Here is a 14,116-nt window from a genome sequence, read left to right on the forward strand (position 1 = left end):
TCCTCAGTCAGTGGTTTCGGCGGTTGGTTTCGGTTCGGCGGTGACGTAGAGGCGGGCGCGGATGCCATCCCGAGCCTGGTACTGGCGGGGCGGTCCGGTCACGAACGCGTCGGCCAGGGCCGCAACGATGCGGTCCACCTCGTGCCGGTCGCAGATGATGCGGATCTCGAACGACACGGTGCTCATCCCTCCACAGCGGATGTGGCGGTGAGGAGCCCTTCCAGGCGTGCGGCCCGGCGTCGGATGACCGCGGTGAAGACCGCTTCGGGGTCGTTGGTGCCGTTGTGGGCATCGAGCCAGGCCACGACGTTGCCGACGTGCGTCCAGGCGGATACGGGCTGAGTCATGCCGCGCGCCCTTCCGGGTTGGTGGTACCGGCGTGGGCGTGAGCCCAGCGGGCGTACTGCTGGCGGACGTAGGCGCGCGGGTCCGGGCCAGGCGGGCGGCCGTCGAGCATCATCAGCTCCGTGCCGGCGGCGGTGGCCAGGTCGGTGGTGTCCGGGCTGTCCGAGTCGGCCAGCGCCACCCTGTCGAGCAGCGCGGCTTTGCGGAGCCAGAATTCCCGCGGCATTGCCTGCCCGAGTTGTTTGCGGATGGCCTGGCGGACGGTCCAACCGATTTCGCTGATGATGCTGGGGGCAAGCGCGTACGCCTGCTCCGCGGTCGGCCAGACGGCGGGTGCGGTGTGGTCGGTGGTCACGCGGCCACCGCCTCGTGGTTCGGGTCGGTGCGGACGACGACGAGGGCGTCTTCGGCCAAGTCGAAGTGGACGTGGACGGGCCCCGCGTTGCGCGAGCGTTCGGCGTCGGCAGCGCGATCGGCCCGGATTGAGGCGCGCGTGTCGCCGTAGGCGAAGGCGGCCACACGGACGGGGTTGGTGCCGCCGGCGCATTCTCGGCACGTCATGACCTTTGTCCTCCTCGCGGAAGTTTCGGGTTGCCGGGACTATCGGCCTACCGACTTGCGCTCTGCTGACCGCCCGAGTGGTAAGCCGCTTTCGGGTTCGCGTCCCGGGTTTTGGTGCGCACCAAAAGCGTGCATCTGGTGCGCACCAACGTCAAGGGTGTCCGTCCTTGACGGTGCCGGTCGCTCGCGCGATGAAGCCCCGGGCGGTGATGTGCTGGGTGATCTGAGTTGGCGCCGCGCGGCGGCCCCGGCCCAAGAGGGCGGCGCCGCCGATAGTCCCGGCCGCGATGAGCGCCACGAGGGACCACAAGGCGTCGCTCAGGGCAAGTAGGCCGGGGGCGGCGGCGGACAAGCCGACGGCGGCGCCACCGATGCCGGCGCCCACCGTCGGGGCGAGCAGGGCGGTGGTCCGGGCCCATGCGGGGATGGGCGCCGCGGACCGCGCGGGCGGCGGCGCGGCGGGGGTGGGGACGTAGGCCAGGGTGCGGGCGCCGCCGGGCAGGATGACCAGCTGCACACCGGGCGGTAGCTCGTGGGGGAGCATCGGTGGATGCCGCGGCGCGGTGTCGGGAACGAGCGGTTCGGGGAGAGCCGGGGGCGCGGCTCGGGGTGCCGGTTCGTTCATTGGTGTCCCTCCGGAACGAGGCAGTGCCTGCGCCACGGTGGTGGCGCAGGCACTGCGGGAGCGGGTGTCAGAGAGCGTCAGCGTCAGGGGGTGTCAGGCCGGGGTGTCACGCGTTTCTGACACCGCGTTTGCCTAGGGGTTTGGGTGTCAGAGGGCCGTGACGGTGTCAGGTGTCAGGCGGCCGTCAGGGCGGGGACGATGCGCCACCGACCAGTGGTGTTCGTCGGCTCCAGCCGGCCTTCTTGCGCGGCCTCCTTGAGGGCCGCGGACACCCACGGACGGGAGAGATTGTTGCGGTCGCACCAGTCCTTGAAATCCACCGGCCCCACGATCATCTGGCCGTTGCTCTCGAACTCCGCAAGAGCGTCGGCGAGCAGGCGCCGGGCCTCCTTCGAACCGGGTTTGCGGCCGGTCTCTTGCCCGAAGATCGGAGCATCGTCGCCCGGCTCGGTGCCGGGCAGATCGGCTTCAGGGTCGATGTTCTGATCCTCGGGATCGACCAGCGGCCCGGCGTACTCCATGTCGTCCTCCTCAGTGACGGCGCGGAGCGGCGCCATTTGCTGACTGCCGGGGGCCGGGCGGCCGGTGTAGAGCTGTCCGGCGACGCTGGTTGCCGCCCCGGCGGTAATCGGATCGGCGGCGGCGCCGTGACGCTGTGCCCACGCGGCAAGCTGCTCCATGACCGACACGGCACGGCTGGTGAACTGCCAGGTCCGTCCCGGGGACGGGTAACGGTCCTCTGGGATACCGGGCGAGACGACGTAGCAGTACCCGGGCCGGCGGTTTCCCCAAGCGCCCGGGTGGGCACCCGCGGCCAGCACCTCGTCTGGCAGCGAGAAACCTTCGTCCCGTGGGTCGCAGCCCAGCGCGATCACGGATGGCAGCGAGGCCCGGGTGCTGGTGGACATCTGGTCGTAGGAGGGGCGCTGGAGCGAGATGATCAGCGCGATGCCAGCGGAGCGGGCCTCCTGCGCGATGCCGGTGAACGCGTCATCACCCAATGCTCGGAGGGAATTGGCGGCCTCTTCGAACCAGGCGATCAGGAACGGCATGCCGGGGCAGCCACACGCCGTGCCGTCCGTGCGGCAGGAATGTGCGGGGTCGGTCTGCGTCTCGGCAGCTTGAGGTACCCACTGTCGGTAGCTGTGCGCGCCAAGCCAGCGGGTGCGGGCAGGGATGGCGGCCTTGACCGCCTCCACCATGACTTCGGTCTGCATGCCGCCCTCCGCACCCCAGTCCAGGCCCGGCCGCAGGGGCGCGAAGTCCTGGAACATCTTCGGGTCGGAGAACCACACGATCACGTCCCGGCGGGACAGAACCTCCGTCAGCAGGTTCAGCCCGGCGTCTCCCTTGCCCGAACCAGTCCCGCCCGCGATGAGCACATGGGTGGAGTTGCGCTTTGTTTCCGGGTCGCCGGGCAGCCAGACGACCAGCGGTGCGCCATCGTCGTAGCGTCCGATGACCAGCGGCTCCGAGATCGAGCCACCGAGATTGGAGGGCCCTTCCCATTCCGCCGGCTGGGCCAGCATGTCTTCCGGCACGATGACCAGTTCCCCGCGCCGTGCGGAGGCGGGGTCGGAGTGGTAACGGACCGCGGAGGTTGGCAGGTCCAGCGCAGAGGCAATGTTGCCCAGTGCCTTGGTCATGTCCTCGTTGGTCTGCGTACCCGGTTCCAGCCCGACCTTGGCGGTAACCCGGTTGGGTTCCACCTTGGCCGCGCCGATCCGGGCACGGGCCAGACCAATCTTTTCCATCAATCCCCCATCAGCTCCTTCGCCGGACGCCTCCGGGCTGTGCCGCAGCACGATCCGTGCGTTCCAGGAGAGGGCCATGGCGGGCCCGAAGAGGAGGTACAGGTCATCGACGGGCCCGGCGGTGGGTCCGGCCAGGCAGGCAGTGGTCACCCAGGCCGAACTTGCGGCCACGGTGATGGCTGAGTGCAGCCGCCGCTGCTTGCTGGCAGCCTTCCCTGCCCACCAGGTGGCCCCGGTCAGCGCCACAGAGGCCAGGGTCAGCCCGACACCGGCGGCGGCGCTGTCGGCCCACCGGGCGTGCCCCAGGCAGCCGACCAGGCCGGTACCGGCCCAGCCCAGCCACGGCGGGACGTGCGGCTTGACGCGGTGCAGCAGGTAGGCGCCGACGCCGCCGGCGTCCGAGCCGCCACGAAGCTGCGTCTCCAGCATCCCAGCGAGTTGTTCTTGCGGGGTGCGCTCAGCCATCGTGCGCGCCTCCTTCCCTTACTGCTGAGCCCAGTTCATGACCGGCACTTGCGGACGCCGGGCACGGTGCCGGACACGGTTGATCTCTTCCTCGAACTCTTGCTGGAAGGTGGAGTAGCAGGCGGCGGCGTTCGTCGCGGCATCCCGCAAGGCGTCAGCGGAGCGCTGCATCTTGCGGGCCACCTTGTGCGCGCGGATGCGGGAGCCGAACGCCCGGCCCTCCGGGTCCGGGACCGGGACCAACACGCTCTTAAGGATCTCCGCACCCATGGCAACTTCGATGGATAGCGTTACGGCCACCGCCCGCAGCGTGTTGCAGTAGCGCCGCACCTGCGCCGGGGAGTTGAATTCCGGTGCGGGCAACAGCAGATCCGGGCCACGGCCGCCGTGATTCCCGCCACCGCCCCCGTGGGTCGTCTTATTGCCCGCGTTGACGTTGACGGTCAGGCCCGGGGAGAACGTTGCCCCGAACGCCTTGTTCTTGACCTTGTGGCTGCCCTTGACGTGAGAGCCGTTGGCTCCGGCGCCGGGTGCCGCGGTGTAAGCCATCAGGCGGTTCCTCCTGAATCAGAGCGAACGGCGGACGAGCAGCCAGGCGGTCTGAGCAGCGAGCCAGGTCAGCAGCCAGACCACCTCCATTGGACCCGCGAGCGGCCCGAACCCGGTGGCCAGCGCCACCCACGCGAAGGCGGCGGCGCCTAGCACGGCCAGCCCGGCACGCCAGGCCAGCGCCGGGCCACGGACGGGCCGGCGGCGCTGGGTGAGGGTCAGCCAGCCCAGCGGCAGAACCGCGGCAGGCGCGAGCAGCAGACCCGACCACCACGCCACCGCGTGGAGGAGCGCGGTCAGCGGCAGGGCCGCCACCGCGAGCGCGGTGGGCGCGAGCGCGCCGCGGCGCCGCCACAGCAGACGGCCCAGCCAGCCCAGCGCCTCGCGGGTCAGGGAGGGACGGTCGGGCAACAACACCACCATGGGTTGCTGTTGCCGTCCGCCACGGCCCTGGTGCGGAATGTGGACGGTGGTGCCGTCGCGCGGCACCCGCACCGTTCGGGAACGACCGATCATGGATTCCCCCTCGAAGTGGCCGGTCAGGGCCGATAGCGGTGGTCGGGGTGGGCGGCGGCCGTCTCCTGCCAGCGCCGGGCCTCCGCGGTGTCGGTGCGGCGAAGGCGAACTTCGAAGCGGCAACCGGGCTCCGAGCAGCGGTGCGTGGTGGTGCCCAGCGCCTCAGCGAGGCTCAGCACGGCAGAGATGGCCGCGGTGGCGGCCAGCGCGGTGCAGGTGAACAGCAGGGAACCGGGGACGCGGTAATCGTCCAGCCGCGTCCACAAGGTCATGGCCGCCCACGCACCCGCACCCAGCGCGAGCGGAACGGTCACACGATGGCGTTGCACGAGATCACCTCAGTCAGGGTTTGTTGTGTTCAGAGAGACAGCGGTCCGGCCGCACACCGCGGAAGGCGTGCGGCCGGACCGGGAAGTGCCGAGCGGAGGGTGGGTTACAGGTCGAACAGCCCGTCCACCACGGGGGCGGGCGCGGCGCGCGTCGCGGCCCGGCGGGCGTCGGTGTGGCAGTCCACGCACCATGCCCGCAGCTCCGACGGGGGAAGGGCCGCCGCCCGCGTCGGGGGCAGGTTCAAGTCCAGCGGCGCGGCCATCAAGCGCACGGGTCCGCGCTGCTTGCCGGCGAGCTGGTCGTGCTCGCGTTGGCAGCGCCCGCGGCCCTTGACGTGCTGGCTGCCGCACTGGCCGACGCATTCGCACCGGTAGCCGGCCGCCTCCATCACGGCCCGCCACTGTTCGGCGTAGGCGATCGGTTCGCTCATGCGGCCACCTCCTTGGAGGCGTGCGCCTTGAGCTCCTGGTAGCGGGCAGAGACCCAGCCGACTGACCAGCCAGTGATGTCGGCCGCCTCCCGCACGCTCAGGCCGGCCGCCCAGCTTTCGTGGACGGTGGCACGAGCATCCGGCTCGGTGAGCTTGCCGTTCACGGGAGTGTTCACGGTGTTCACCGGCCGCCGGGTCACAGGACCGACGGCTGCATGAACAGCGGCCGGAGCAGGGCTCCGGTCCGCCGTTACCGCCTTGCCGGTGGTGTCCGTGAACACGGCCGCCGGGGTGTTCACGGGCGCGGGACGACCGTTCACGACAGGGCCGTCCGCGTGCTCCCCGCGCACCTTCACAAGCGGTGTGGCGGCAGGGTGTTCACGCTGTACGGCCGCCCGTTCACGGCTTTGGCGCTCTTGGGCATCGCGTTCACGACGGGCCGTGACATCGGCTTCCGCCCGCCGTGCCTGCTCGCGTTCCTCGCGGGCCGCGGCTTCCCGACGTTCTTGGCTGGCCAGCCGTTCACGTTCCATGGCCTGCTCGTGTTCACGGCGTTCACGGGCTTCCTGCGCGGCCTGCTCGCGCTGTTCACGGGCCAGCCGCTCAGCGTGCTCCCGCTCCTCCCGCGCCAGGCGGTCGGCGTGTTCACGCGCCTCGCGTTCACGCTGTTCACGACGGGCCGCCTCGCGTTCACGCTCCTCCCGCGCCAGGCGTTCACGCTGCCGTTCACGGTCGCGTTCCTCGTCCTCCTCCGTGCGCCGCTCCCGCTCGATGCGGGCCAGCGCCGCGGCAATGGCGCGCCGGTAGGCCAGGGACGCTTCTGCGTTCACGATGAGCAGCAGGAGCGCGGGCATGTGCACGCCGACCCCCACCAGGTCGCCGCGCAGCGCGGAGTCCCCGACGTTCAGCACGAGGGTCATCAGCCCCGTGATCCAGCGAAGGATGAAGGGCCAGGCGGCCCGGCGGGGCATTGCCCCGTCACGGGCCGCCTGCGCGTGCAGCCGGGCCAGTACCGCGTCCAGCCGCACGACGATGACCACGGCCGAATCGACCACGATCGGCAGGATCGGCGCGGTCCACACCCAGCCGCGCGGGGTGTGCGCGGCCATCAACGGCGTGACCGTCAGAACGGAGTAGACCACCGCGCCGATCGTGATCGTCCACGACCCGATGGTGAGCGTGCGGTCCGCCGCCGCCACATCGGCTGAGGATGTCATCAGGGATGGCCTCATAGTTCCCCCGATGCGGAGCGGAGCGCCGCCCGTGCGGTCTCCAGCTCTCGTTCCAAGGAAGCCACCCGCGCCGCCCACAGGCTCGCCAGCAACAGTGCCGCGGCACGGGTGGCGGTGGCCTCTTCCACGCGGTCGAGTAGTTCCGTGCCATTCCTCAAGACGGCGCGGGCGAAGCGCTCCGCCCCATCGCGTTCCTCGGTCAGCCGCTCGATCGAGCAGAGGTAACCGATCCAGTGGGTGTCCAGCGCCTCCAGAGCGCTGTCCCGCTCACTGCGGACGGCCTCCGCCTCTTCCTGTAGGGCGGCCAGGCGGGCGGTGGTGACGATGCGGATCACGCGGCCACCGCCGTCCGGGCGGCGGCCAGGGGCCGCACGGCGATCCCGGCGACCAGCCGCACCGGACTGTGCGGATTACCCGGCACCTGGCTGTACTCGACCCAGGTCCACTCGTCGTCGGGCGCCACCTCGTAGCCGAGACGGGCCAGGGCCTGTTCGCGTTCGGGCGGGGTGGGTACCGCGGTGTCGTGGCCCCAGGCATGCTCGGGCCAGGCTTCGGCCGGATTGCTCAGGTGCGCGACGAACAGCCGCCACCTGTGGCCGTCAGCACTGGTCAGTTGCGCGAGATAGGTGATCTGGGCCATCACGCACCCCCGAACGGGAGGACACGGGTGTAGTCCAGGGCGTCATCCAGGAGGTGCCGTTGCTCGGCAACCTGCCCGGCGCGGTAGGCGCGCGGGTGCAGCCGCCGGTAGAGGCGGTGGCGCAGCGCGGGCCGCGGTCGGCGGTGAAGGCACGTGTTCATGCCCCTACCTCCGGCGGGCGGCTCGTGGTCCGGCTGGCCAGCTCCCGCCGCGCGGTCAGCAGCCGGTTCTTCGCCCGGCGCAGACGGTGGCGGTCCAGCTCCGACAGGGGGCCGTCCAAAGTGGAGATCTGCGCGTCCAGGAGCGCCACGGCCGCGTGGATGACCGGCTGCTCCTGCTCGATGGCGTCCAGCTCCGCCCGCGTCGGTTCCTGTTCGTCGGACGGGGCGGTGATGCCGCCGTGAAGTGCCATGATGATGGCCATGGGTCGTTAGTCCTCCTTCACGTGGGAACGGCCCAAACCAGCGGTCCCGGGTGGCAGCCCGGGACCGCGCGCCGTTCAGAAAGCGCGTGGCCAGACGGCCGCGCGTCGATGAGGTGGTCAGCTCAGGAAGGTGCCGGCCGCGTCAACGAAGGCGTCATGAGCGCACAGCGCCGCATGGCGCCGGGCCTGTAGGTCGTCCAGGCCGGTCGCGTCGCGGATGACGTAGGTGGCGGTGGTGGCCTGTGCGGCGGCGGCGCGAACCGCTTCGTCCGCGATGAGCAGCCGTACCCGCACCGCCGGCTCCGTAATGGCGCTGCGGGTGCGGTGCGACTCGTCGCGCAGCTCTTGCACGCGCTGGGCCGGCTGGTCGGTCAGGGTCGCGTCGTACAGCTCCCACATGGCCCGACGGTGATCACTGAGGGCGGTGGCCAGGCTCGTAACCGCGTGCATGCGGTCACGGCGTACCTGCTCACGACGCGCCTCGATCCGGTCGGCGCGGGCAACGCGGTGCTGGAGAAGTCCGCTGACCAGTGCTCCGGCCAGCGTGCCCACAACCGCGATCAGGGTGCTCCACATGGTGGATCTCCTTGAAGGACGGGTGTCCACGACTCCCGGCACGCCGCCCGCGAATGCGGCGGTGTGCCGGGACCGTGAGCACTCGTGCTCAACCGCGCGAAAGGAGCGGGCGCGCGGTGGTGGTGACGCGGAAGGGCGCGGCCGACCCACGCTGGTCCGGCACGGGCGGCGCCCAAGAATGTCGTTGCATCGAAACCTCCGACAGGAGCGGAAGGTGAGCGCAGGCTTTGCAGGAGCGCCGTTGCCACGGCGTTCGGTCCCGAGCCTGGGGTCGGTGCGTCATCGTTGCTGCTCTGACGCCAGCAGGGCGGCGGCGCACCAGTTGGCACCCAGGGGTTGGCCTTCAGAAACGAAAGGTGCTCCCTGATTGGGTGTTCTCCAGAGCTGACGCGCGGACAGGTCGGGTTCGCCTGCCACGAAGTGGCCGCCGGCGGCCGTCACCCGGGCCGATGCGGGGGCGGGGACTCAAACCCCTGCCAGTTCGACACTCTGTTGAGTTCTCAAGGCACGGCCGCTTCCCTTGGGCCGTGTCACGGGCCCTCCGGGCGGTGGTGAGCACCGAAGTCAGCGACTTTTTGGTGCGCACCAGTAGCGTGCATCTGGAGCGCACCAGAGTCAAGGGGTCTCGCCCCTTCGAGTTACGTTCACCGCAACTCGATGCGTCACCAGGAGACCGTTCGAGACGGGGGTGCCGGTAGCCAGCGATCCTTAACTTTTCTCGGTTAAGGGGCTGTTGACCTGCGGCAACGTGGGGCATCCTGAGTGGGCTGGTTCCCGGCTCTATCGCCTGGCGGTGCCCGTGAGTACAGGACTTCGGAACGCGCGAACGGCGCGTGGTTGGTCTCAGGAACGGCTGATCCGAGAGATCGAGCAATACGCCCGGCGGAACCTCGTGGATGTCGCCTCTACTGCGAGCCTGCGGGTGTACGTGTCCGACTGGGAGAACAGCAAGCGAAAGATCCCGGACCGGTACGCGGGCATCCTTCGGAAACTGCTCGGCGTCACAGACGCGGAACTGAGGGGCGCCGGGGCGGCCGTCTCCGTTCCGGCGGCGGATGGCTATGACGAGCTGCTCGGACGAATCGACTCGGCCGGTAGCGTCAGCGCGTCCATGGTGCAGGCATTCAACGATCAAACCGAGCTACTGCGCACCATGGATCGCCAGCGAGGCGCCGCGAGCCTCATCGACCAGATGACCGGCCATCTTGCCGCCTTGGAGGAGGCGCTGAGCTTCGCTGTTCTGCCCGACGCGCGGCGCCCCGTAGCGCTCGCTCTTGCCGGCGCATCGACGCTTGCCGCGTGGCAAGCGATCGACTCCGGCGCCGTCGAACGGGCTTGGCGTCATTATGAGATGGCGAAACGCGCGGCTCATGACGCTGAGGCGCCCATGTACCTGGCCCATGCCATGGGGGAACAGGCTTACGTGCTGTGTGAAGCCGGCCGTCCGGCGCTCGGTGCCGAGCTGGTCCGCAGTGCGCAACGGACGCTCGGGCAAGCGGGCTCCCCGCGACTGCGCGCGTGGCTGTTCGCCGCGGAAGCGGAGATGTGCGCCCATGCCGGCATGCCGGACGACTGCAAGCGGGCGCTCGATGCCGCCGCGGCGGTCGTACCGCCAGGCCAGGAGGACCGCGACCCGGACATGCTGAGCATCTTCCTAAACGGCGCACACCTCCTCCGGTGGCGCGGCAACGTTCTTGCCCTGCTGGGGGACGACGAGGCCGTGTCGGACCTCTACGGCGCGCTGGAAGACATGGACCCGACGTTCGTACGGGCGCGGGCAGGGCTCTACATCGACCTGGCCCAAGCGCACCTGGCACGAGCTGAGTACGACGAAGCGACCACCCACCTGAGGCAGGCCCGGCGGCTGGCCGGCCGCACCGGGTCGGTGCGGCAGCGGCGCCGTATCGATCTCCTCAGCGAGCGGGCGTGACGCCTGGCTTCCCGCGGCTTGCCAGGATGTGCAGCAAGGCAACGAGGGTGCCCGACCCCATCAGCTGGCCACGGGCCATCAGCCCCGGGATATCGGACAGCGGGACCCATTCAATGTGCCCCGCCTCTTCGGCATCCGTGGGTGAGCCCACCTGCTCGGCTCCGCGGGCTATGAAGATCTCGTGGGGTGAGTCCACCATGCCGATCATCGGTTGGTAGGTCATGACGTGCTCAAGCGATTTCGGCCGCCACCCGGTTTCCTCCACGACTTCCCGGAGCGCCGTGTCCGCCGGGTCCTCCCCTTCGTCCACGATGCCGCCGGGCAGTTCCCATCCGAACTGCTGAGGAACGAACCGGTACCGCCACATCATGAGCACACGATCCTGTTCGTCCAGGACGGCCGTGATCGCGACATGATGAAGCATCACTACGTGATGTTCGAACCGCTTCACACCGGGCGGTTCCACATCCCAGAGCTGGAGCTTGACCCAAGGGTTGTCGTAAACATCGCGTTGGCCGCGGATGCGCCACGGCTTCAGTCCCTCCGGGGTCGTTACGCTCACGGCGCCCGGCACCTGGTAGGAGCTGCGGCCACGGACTTCCAACGCGCCTTCAGAGACGAGACGAGCAAGCACCTGGCGGAGCGCGGTCCGGCCGATGCCCAGTTCCTCGGCGAGCGCGCGTTCCGATGGGAACTTGGTGCCGGGCGCGTACTCCCCGGAGGCCAGCCGTGCGCGAAGCGTCTCGTAGACCCTGGTCGTCTTCGGTCCCATCCGCGGAGCACTCTCCGTTCTGCCGTAGTGCCTATCAGCGTAACGGGCCGGTTCCACTGTGCCTCCAGCCTCATTTCGTGCGCGGACGACACAAGATCAGGACGAGGTGTGGACGAGATACAGGGAGCCTGCCCGGGCCGGCGGCAAAGCAGCAGCTCCGGGCCAACCCGCATGGAAAATCTTGGGTGGACTGTAAATCTGCCGGCTCAGCCTTCCCAGGTTCGAATCCTGGCGCCGCCACAGTCATGGATCGGCCCCCGTTCCGCGTTCAGCGGAACGGGGGCCGATCTCGTTGTGCCGGTCGGCCTCACAGGGGCCGGACAAACACCCGTCAGGACGGCGTCGCCGCCTTGCGGACCGCCTCCTCGATCTCCGTCTCGCCGCCGATCAGCTCCAGCGTGCGGCCCGCCGTGTCGGGGGCGCGGAGGAGCGCGGCCAGTGTGGCGGCCACGTCGTCCCGGGTGACTTCGCCGCGGCCGGTCGACTCGGCGAGGGAGACGCGTCCGGTGCCGGGGGCGTCCGTGAGGCGGCCGGGGCGCAGGATCGTCCATTCGAGACCGCTTCTGGCCCGTACGTGTGCGTCGGCGGCGCCTTTGGCGCGCAAGTAGGCGGCGAAGACCGGGTCGCTGCCTTCGGGGGGCTCGCTGTCCGCGCCCATGGCCGAGACCATCAGGAAGCGCCGGACGCCCGCGGCCTCCGCGGCGTCCGCGAAGAGGGCGGCGGCGGCACGGTCCACGGTCTCCTTGCGGGCGGCGCCGCTGCCGGGGCCCGCGCCCGCCGCGAAGACGGCCGCGTCCGCGGCCTCCAGATGCCGTACGACGTCTGCCAGGGACGCCGCCTCCAGGTCGCAGACGACCGGTTCGGCACCCGCGGCCAGCAGGTCGCCGGCCTGTTCGGGCCGCCGGACGATGCCGGCGACCTCGTCCCCGCGCCCGGCGAGCAGCCGCTCCAGCCGCAGCGCGATCTGACCATGTCCTCCTGCGATGACAATGCGCATGATCCCGACCGTACGCCTCCGCGGCCCGGCGCACCGCCCGGACGGGGGAGCGGTGCGGGAGCCCGTCCACGCAGAGGCTGGTTCAGGTCCGTTGGGGCGACTGGGCCGGCCGGGGACGGCCTGTCCCATTGGGCGGATGCCCAGCGGTCAGGAGCCGGACCCGTCCCGTTGCGTGGACGTCCAGCGGCCAGGAGCCGGACCCGTTCCGCCGGACGGGCGCCCGCATCGCCTGCCATGCCGCGGACGGGCTCCACTCGCCTCGTGCGTCGGCCGTCAGCTCATGCCGCGGACGATCACTGTGCGGGGCCGCCTCACTCGTCAGCTCGTGCCGGTGTACCGGGGACGGGCCCCACCCGCCCCGCGCGTCGCTCGTGCCGGCGTGCCGCGGACGGGCTCCACTCGCCTCGCGCGTCGGCCGTCAGCTCGTGCCGCGTGCCGCGGACGGCCACTGTGCGGGCTCCGCCCGTCTCCTCGGCCTCGTGTCGGTTGTGCCGCGCGACGGCCGCCCTCACCCCTGCCCCTGGTGCGGCACCCCCCGGACCGTGCGCGCTGCCAGTGCGCCGTACTCGCGGACCGTGCGGGTGCGGGCCACCACCCGTCCGGCGTGCACCACGATGCGGCTGGCCGCCGAGGAGAGGATGTCGGTCAGCCGTTCGCCCCGCACCGCCAGCAGGTCCGCCGGGGAGCCGGGCTCGATGCGTACGGGTGGGAGGCCCAGGGCCGCGCGGGGCGTCGCGCTGATGGCCTCGTAGGCCGACGGTGGGGACTCTCCGTGGCAGACGAGGCGGTAGGCGGCCTCCAGGGGGTCGGCGCGGCCCACGGGGTTCGTCGTGTCGCGGAGGGAGCCGCTGCCCGCCGCGACGCGTACGCCTGCCGCCTGTAGGAGGCGGACGGGTGCCATGAGGGTCGGTGGTGTTTCGGTCCGCCCCAAGGTGCCGCAGTTGCCCTGGGGGAGGCAGACGACGGTGACATTGGCCGCGGCGAGGCGTTCGGCCGCTCGGGCGGCCGTGGCCGCGGGGAGGTGGGCGAGGCCGGCGCAGGGGCCGAGGGTCACGGGGAAGGGCGCGCCGGTCGCCAGGTCCGCGACGCGGGCCAGCCACGCGGGGTCGTCGCCGTCCGTGTGCAGGTCGACGGGGAGACCGTGGGCGGTGGCGAGATCCAGGACCAGCCGGGCGTGGCCCGTCGGATCCGGGTCCCGGGCCGGGTGGCCGCCGAGGGTCGTGGCGCCCATGGCCACCGCGTCGCGCAGCGCCGCCCGGCCGTTCGCGCCGGCCCGGCCCGTCAGCAGAGGGGGCACCGCGACGGCGGACACCTCGGTCAGCCCGCGCAGCGCCCGCCCCGCGAGGAGCACCGCCTCCAGGGAGCGCAGCCCGTGCGCGCCGCCTACGGGGACGTGGCTGCGCAGCGCCGTCGCGCCGTGGGCCAGGTGCAGCAGCGCCGCCTCGGTGGTCCGCCGCCGCACCTCGTGGACGGGGCGCGGGCCGTTCGCCGTCAGGGCGTCGGTGGTGTGGGCGTGGGGTTCGGCGGGGGCGGGGAGCAGCAGGTAGCCGGACAGGTCGAGGGTGTCGGGGCGGGAAGTGCCGGGGCGCGGGCCGTCCGCCGTGGTGACCGCCGCGATCCGGCCGTCGGCGAGCCGGACGTCCACGGTGCGGCCGTCGGCGAGCCGGGCGCCGCTCAGGAGCAGAGGGGCAGGCAGTGGCGTCGCGCCCTGGGGGGCTCCCGTGGGTAGGGGTCCGCCGTGCCGTGGTGCCGGCGGCCAGGGTTTCCGGGGCCGGGGCGGCTGCGGGCTGCTGGCGGACATCGCGCTCCTCGTGGGCCGGGCGCGTACGCGATCACGCGGGGCGATCCGAGCCTAGGACGCGTCCGGCGGTCCGCCGGGCAGGTGCGCAAAAGTCATACGGACGTGGTGCGGCTGGGGCGGAAGGGGCTGTTGCGGCGGGCTTCCGGGTACGGATTTCACCTTTGGCGGC

At 71.3% G+C, this 14,116-nt stretch carries 20 protein-coding genes and 1 tRNA gene; 2 read left to right on the top strand and 19 right to left on the bottom strand.

Going from position 1 to position 14,116, the window contains the following annotated elements; all coding sequences use genetic code 11:
- Positions 1–3: 3 nt before the first annotated feature.
- The 16 genes from ABZX96_RS18160 to ABZX96_RS18235 form a co-directional block, all read right to left on the bottom strand.
- A complete protein-coding gene (locus ABZX96_RS18160) occupies positions 4–186 on the bottom strand; it encodes a hypothetical protein (protein ID WP_355545411.1) in 183 nt (60 codons plus the stop codon).
- The gene (locus tag ABZX96_RS18165; protein WP_355545414.1) at positions 183–347 is read right to left on the bottom strand and encodes a hypothetical protein; all 165 of its coding nucleotides are present in this window, start codon (positions 345–347) and stop codon (positions 183–185) included. The genes ABZX96_RS18160 and ABZX96_RS18165 overlap by 4 nt, the downstream gene beginning before the upstream one ends.
- Positions 344–700, bottom strand: coding sequence for a hypothetical protein (locus ABZX96_RS18170; RefSeq protein WP_355545417.1), 357 nt, complete (start codon positions 698–700; stop codon positions 344–346). The genes ABZX96_RS18165 and ABZX96_RS18170 overlap by 4 nt, the downstream gene beginning before the upstream one ends.
- Complete coding sequence (locus tag ABZX96_RS18175) at positions 697–906, bottom strand: hypothetical protein (RefSeq protein ID WP_355545420.1); 210 nt, start codon at positions 904–906, stop codon at positions 697–699. The genes ABZX96_RS18170 and ABZX96_RS18175 overlap by 4 nt, the downstream gene beginning before the upstream one ends.
- 151 nt (positions 907–1,057) lie before the next feature.
- The gene (locus ABZX96_RS18180) at positions 1,058–1,531 is read right to left on the bottom strand and encodes a hypothetical protein (RefSeq protein WP_355545423.1); all 474 of its coding nucleotides are present in this window, start codon (positions 1,529–1,531) and stop codon (positions 1,058–1,060) included.
- Between the two features lie 173 nt (positions 1,532–1,704).
- Positions 1,705–3,714: a plasmid transfer protein TraB gene (gene traB / locus ABZX96_RS18185; protein WP_355545593.1), complete on the bottom strand. Its 2,010-nt coding sequence runs from the start codon at positions 3,712–3,714 to the stop codon at positions 1,705–1,707.
- Between the two features lie 54 nt (positions 3,715–3,768).
- Complete coding sequence (gene traA, locus ABZX96_RS18190) at positions 3,769–4,299, bottom strand: plasmid transfer protein TraA (RefSeq protein ID WP_355545426.1); 531 nt, start codon at positions 4,297–4,299, stop codon at positions 3,769–3,771.
- Positions 4,300–4,317: 18 nt separating this feature from the next.
- Positions 4,318–4,815: a hypothetical protein gene (locus ABZX96_RS18195; RefSeq protein WP_355545429.1), complete on the bottom strand. Its 498-nt coding sequence runs from the start codon at positions 4,813–4,815 to the stop codon at positions 4,318–4,320.
- 23 nt (positions 4,816–4,838) lie between these two features.
- The gene (locus ABZX96_RS18200; protein WP_355545432.1) at positions 4,839–5,144 is read right to left on the bottom strand and encodes a hypothetical protein; all 306 of its coding nucleotides are present in this window, start codon (positions 5,142–5,144) and stop codon (positions 4,839–4,841) included.
- Positions 5,145–5,248: 104 nt separating this feature from the next.
- Complete coding sequence (locus ABZX96_RS18205; protein WP_355545435.1) at positions 5,249–5,575, bottom strand: hypothetical protein; 327 nt, start codon at positions 5,573–5,575, stop codon at positions 5,249–5,251.
- Entirely contained in the window at positions 5,572–6,774 is a 1,203-nt protein-coding gene (locus tag ABZX96_RS18210) for a hypothetical protein (protein WP_355545438.1), read from the bottom strand. Before ABZX96_RS18210 ends, ABZX96_RS18205 begins: the two co-directional genes overlap by 4 nt.
- A 29-nt stretch (positions 6,775–6,803) precedes the next feature.
- Positions 6,804–7,142: a hypothetical protein gene (locus tag ABZX96_RS18215; RefSeq protein WP_355545440.1), complete on the bottom strand. Its 339-nt coding sequence runs from the start codon at positions 7,140–7,142 to the stop codon at positions 6,804–6,806.
- Positions 7,139–7,447: a DUF6303 family protein gene (locus tag ABZX96_RS18220; protein WP_355545442.1), complete on the bottom strand. Its 309-nt coding sequence runs from the start codon at positions 7,445–7,447 to the stop codon at positions 7,139–7,141. Before ABZX96_RS18220 ends, ABZX96_RS18215 begins: the two co-directional genes overlap by 4 nt.
- The gene (locus tag ABZX96_RS18225; protein WP_355545445.1) at positions 7,447–7,608 is read right to left on the bottom strand and encodes a hypothetical protein; all 162 of its coding nucleotides are present in this window, start codon (positions 7,606–7,608) and stop codon (positions 7,447–7,449) included. The genes ABZX96_RS18220 and ABZX96_RS18225 overlap by 1 nt, the downstream gene beginning before the upstream one ends.
- Positions 7,605–7,871 carry a DUF6284 family protein gene (locus ABZX96_RS18230; RefSeq protein WP_355545448.1) on the bottom strand — a complete coding sequence of 89 codons (267 nt, stop codon included), beginning with the start codon at positions 7,869–7,871 and terminating at the stop codon, positions 7,605–7,607. Before ABZX96_RS18230 ends, ABZX96_RS18225 begins: the two co-directional genes overlap by 4 nt.
- A gap of 117 nt (positions 7,872–7,988) precedes the next feature.
- Positions 7,989–8,447 carry a pRL2-23 gene (locus ABZX96_RS18235; protein ID WP_355545451.1) on the bottom strand — a complete coding sequence of 153 codons (459 nt, stop codon included), beginning with the start codon at positions 8,445–8,447 and terminating at the stop codon, positions 7,989–7,991.
- A gap of 892 nt (positions 8,448–9,339) precedes the next feature.
- On the opposite strand from ABZX96_RS18235, the gene ABZX96_RS18240 reads away from it, so the two are divergent.
- The gene (locus ABZX96_RS18240; protein ID WP_355545454.1) at positions 9,340–10,377 is read left to right on the top strand and encodes an XRE family transcriptional regulator; all 1,038 of its coding nucleotides are present in this window, start codon (positions 9,340–9,342) and stop codon (positions 10,375–10,377) included.
- Here ABZX96_RS18240 and ABZX96_RS18245 read toward each other — a convergent pair.
- Positions 10,361–11,149 carry an NUDIX domain-containing protein gene (locus ABZX96_RS18245; RefSeq protein ID WP_355545456.1) on the bottom strand — a complete coding sequence of 263 codons (789 nt, stop codon included), beginning with the start codon at positions 11,147–11,149 and terminating at the stop codon, positions 10,361–10,363. The genes ABZX96_RS18240 and ABZX96_RS18245 overlap by 17 nt on opposite strands.
- A 139-nt stretch (positions 11,150–11,288) precedes the next feature.
- Between ABZX96_RS18245 and ABZX96_RS18250 the strand changes: the two genes are divergently transcribed.
- Positions 11,289–11,389 (top strand) — tRNA-Tyr (locus ABZX96_RS18250).
- A 91-nt stretch (positions 11,390–11,480) separates the two neighbouring features.
- On the opposite strand, the gene ABZX96_RS18255 is transcribed toward ABZX96_RS18250, so the two are convergent.
- Both ABZX96_RS18255 and ABZX96_RS18260 read right to left on the bottom strand, forming a co-directional pair.
- Entirely contained in the window at positions 11,481–12,146 is a 666-nt protein-coding gene (locus ABZX96_RS18255) for an NAD(P)H-binding protein (protein ID WP_355545459.1), read from the bottom strand.
- 508 nt (positions 12,147–12,654) lie between these two features.
- On the bottom strand, positions 12,655–13,947 hold the full coding sequence (locus tag ABZX96_RS18260; RefSeq protein WP_355545462.1) for an amidohydrolase family protein: 1,293 nt from the start codon (positions 13,945–13,947) through the stop codon (positions 12,655–12,657).
- Positions 13,948–14,116 lie beyond the last annotated feature (169 nt).

Source organism: Streptomyces sp. NPDC003077 (genome assembly GCF_040611095.1).
Taxonomy (GTDB): Bacteria; Actinomycetota; Actinomycetes; order Streptomycetales; family Streptomycetaceae; genus Streptomyces.

Excerpts from the sequence above, each read along its gene's own strand:
- ABZX96_RS18160 (WP_355545411.1), bottom strand. The coding sequence starts at position 186 with ATGAGCACCGTGTCGTTCGAGATCCGCATCATCTGCGACCGGCACGAG.
- ABZX96_RS18255 (WP_355545459.1), bottom strand. The coding sequence starts at position 12,146 with ATGCGCATTGTCATCGCAGGAGGACATGGTCAGATCGCGCTGCGGCTG.
- ABZX96_RS18175 (WP_355545420.1), bottom strand. The coding sequence starts at position 906 with ATGACGTGCCGAGAATGCGCCGGCGGCACCAACCCCGTCCGTGTGGCC.
- ABZX96_RS18195 (WP_355545429.1), bottom strand. The coding sequence starts at position 4,815 with ATGATCGGTCGTTCCCGAACGGTGCGGGTGCCGCGCGACGGCACCACC.
- ABZX96_RS18220 (WP_355545442.1), bottom strand. The coding sequence starts at position 7,447 with ATGGCCCAGATCACCTATCTCGCGCAACTGACCAGTGCTGACGGCCAC.
- traB (WP_355545593.1), bottom strand. The coding sequence starts at position 3,714 with ATGCTGGAGACGCAGCTTCGTGGCGGCTCGGACGCCGGCGGCGTCGGC.
- ABZX96_RS18205 (WP_355545435.1), bottom strand. The coding sequence starts at position 5,575 with ATGAGCGAACCGATCGCCTACGCCGAACAGTGGCGGGCCGTGATGGAG.
- ABZX96_RS18225 (WP_355545445.1), bottom strand. The coding sequence starts at position 7,608 with ATGAACACGTGCCTTCACCGCCGACCGCGGCCCGCGCTGCGCCACCGC.
- ABZX96_RS18180 (WP_355545423.1), bottom strand. The coding sequence starts at position 1,531 with ATGAACGAACCGGCACCCCGAGCCGCGCCCCCGGCTCTCCCCGAACCG.
- ABZX96_RS18235 (WP_355545451.1), bottom strand. The coding sequence starts at position 8,447 with ATGTGGAGCACCCTGATCGCGGTTGTGGGCACGCTGGCCGGAGCACTG.
- ABZX96_RS18260 (WP_355545462.1), bottom strand. The coding sequence starts at position 13,947 with ATGTCCGCCAGCAGCCCGCAGCCGCCCCGGCCCCGGAAACCCTGGCCG.
- traA (WP_355545426.1), bottom strand. The coding sequence starts at position 4,299 with ATGGCTTACACCGCGGCACCCGGCGCCGGAGCCAACGGCTCTCACGTC.
- ABZX96_RS18230 (WP_355545448.1), bottom strand. The coding sequence starts at position 7,871 with ATGGCCATCATCATGGCACTTCACGGCGGCATCACCGCCCCGTCCGAC.
- ABZX96_RS18165 (WP_355545414.1), bottom strand. The coding sequence starts at position 347 with ATGACTCAGCCCGTATCCGCCTGGACGCACGTCGGCAACGTCGTGGCC.
- ABZX96_RS18245 (WP_355545456.1), bottom strand. The coding sequence starts at position 11,149 with ATGGGACCGAAGACGACCAGGGTCTACGAGACGCTTCGCGCACGGCTG.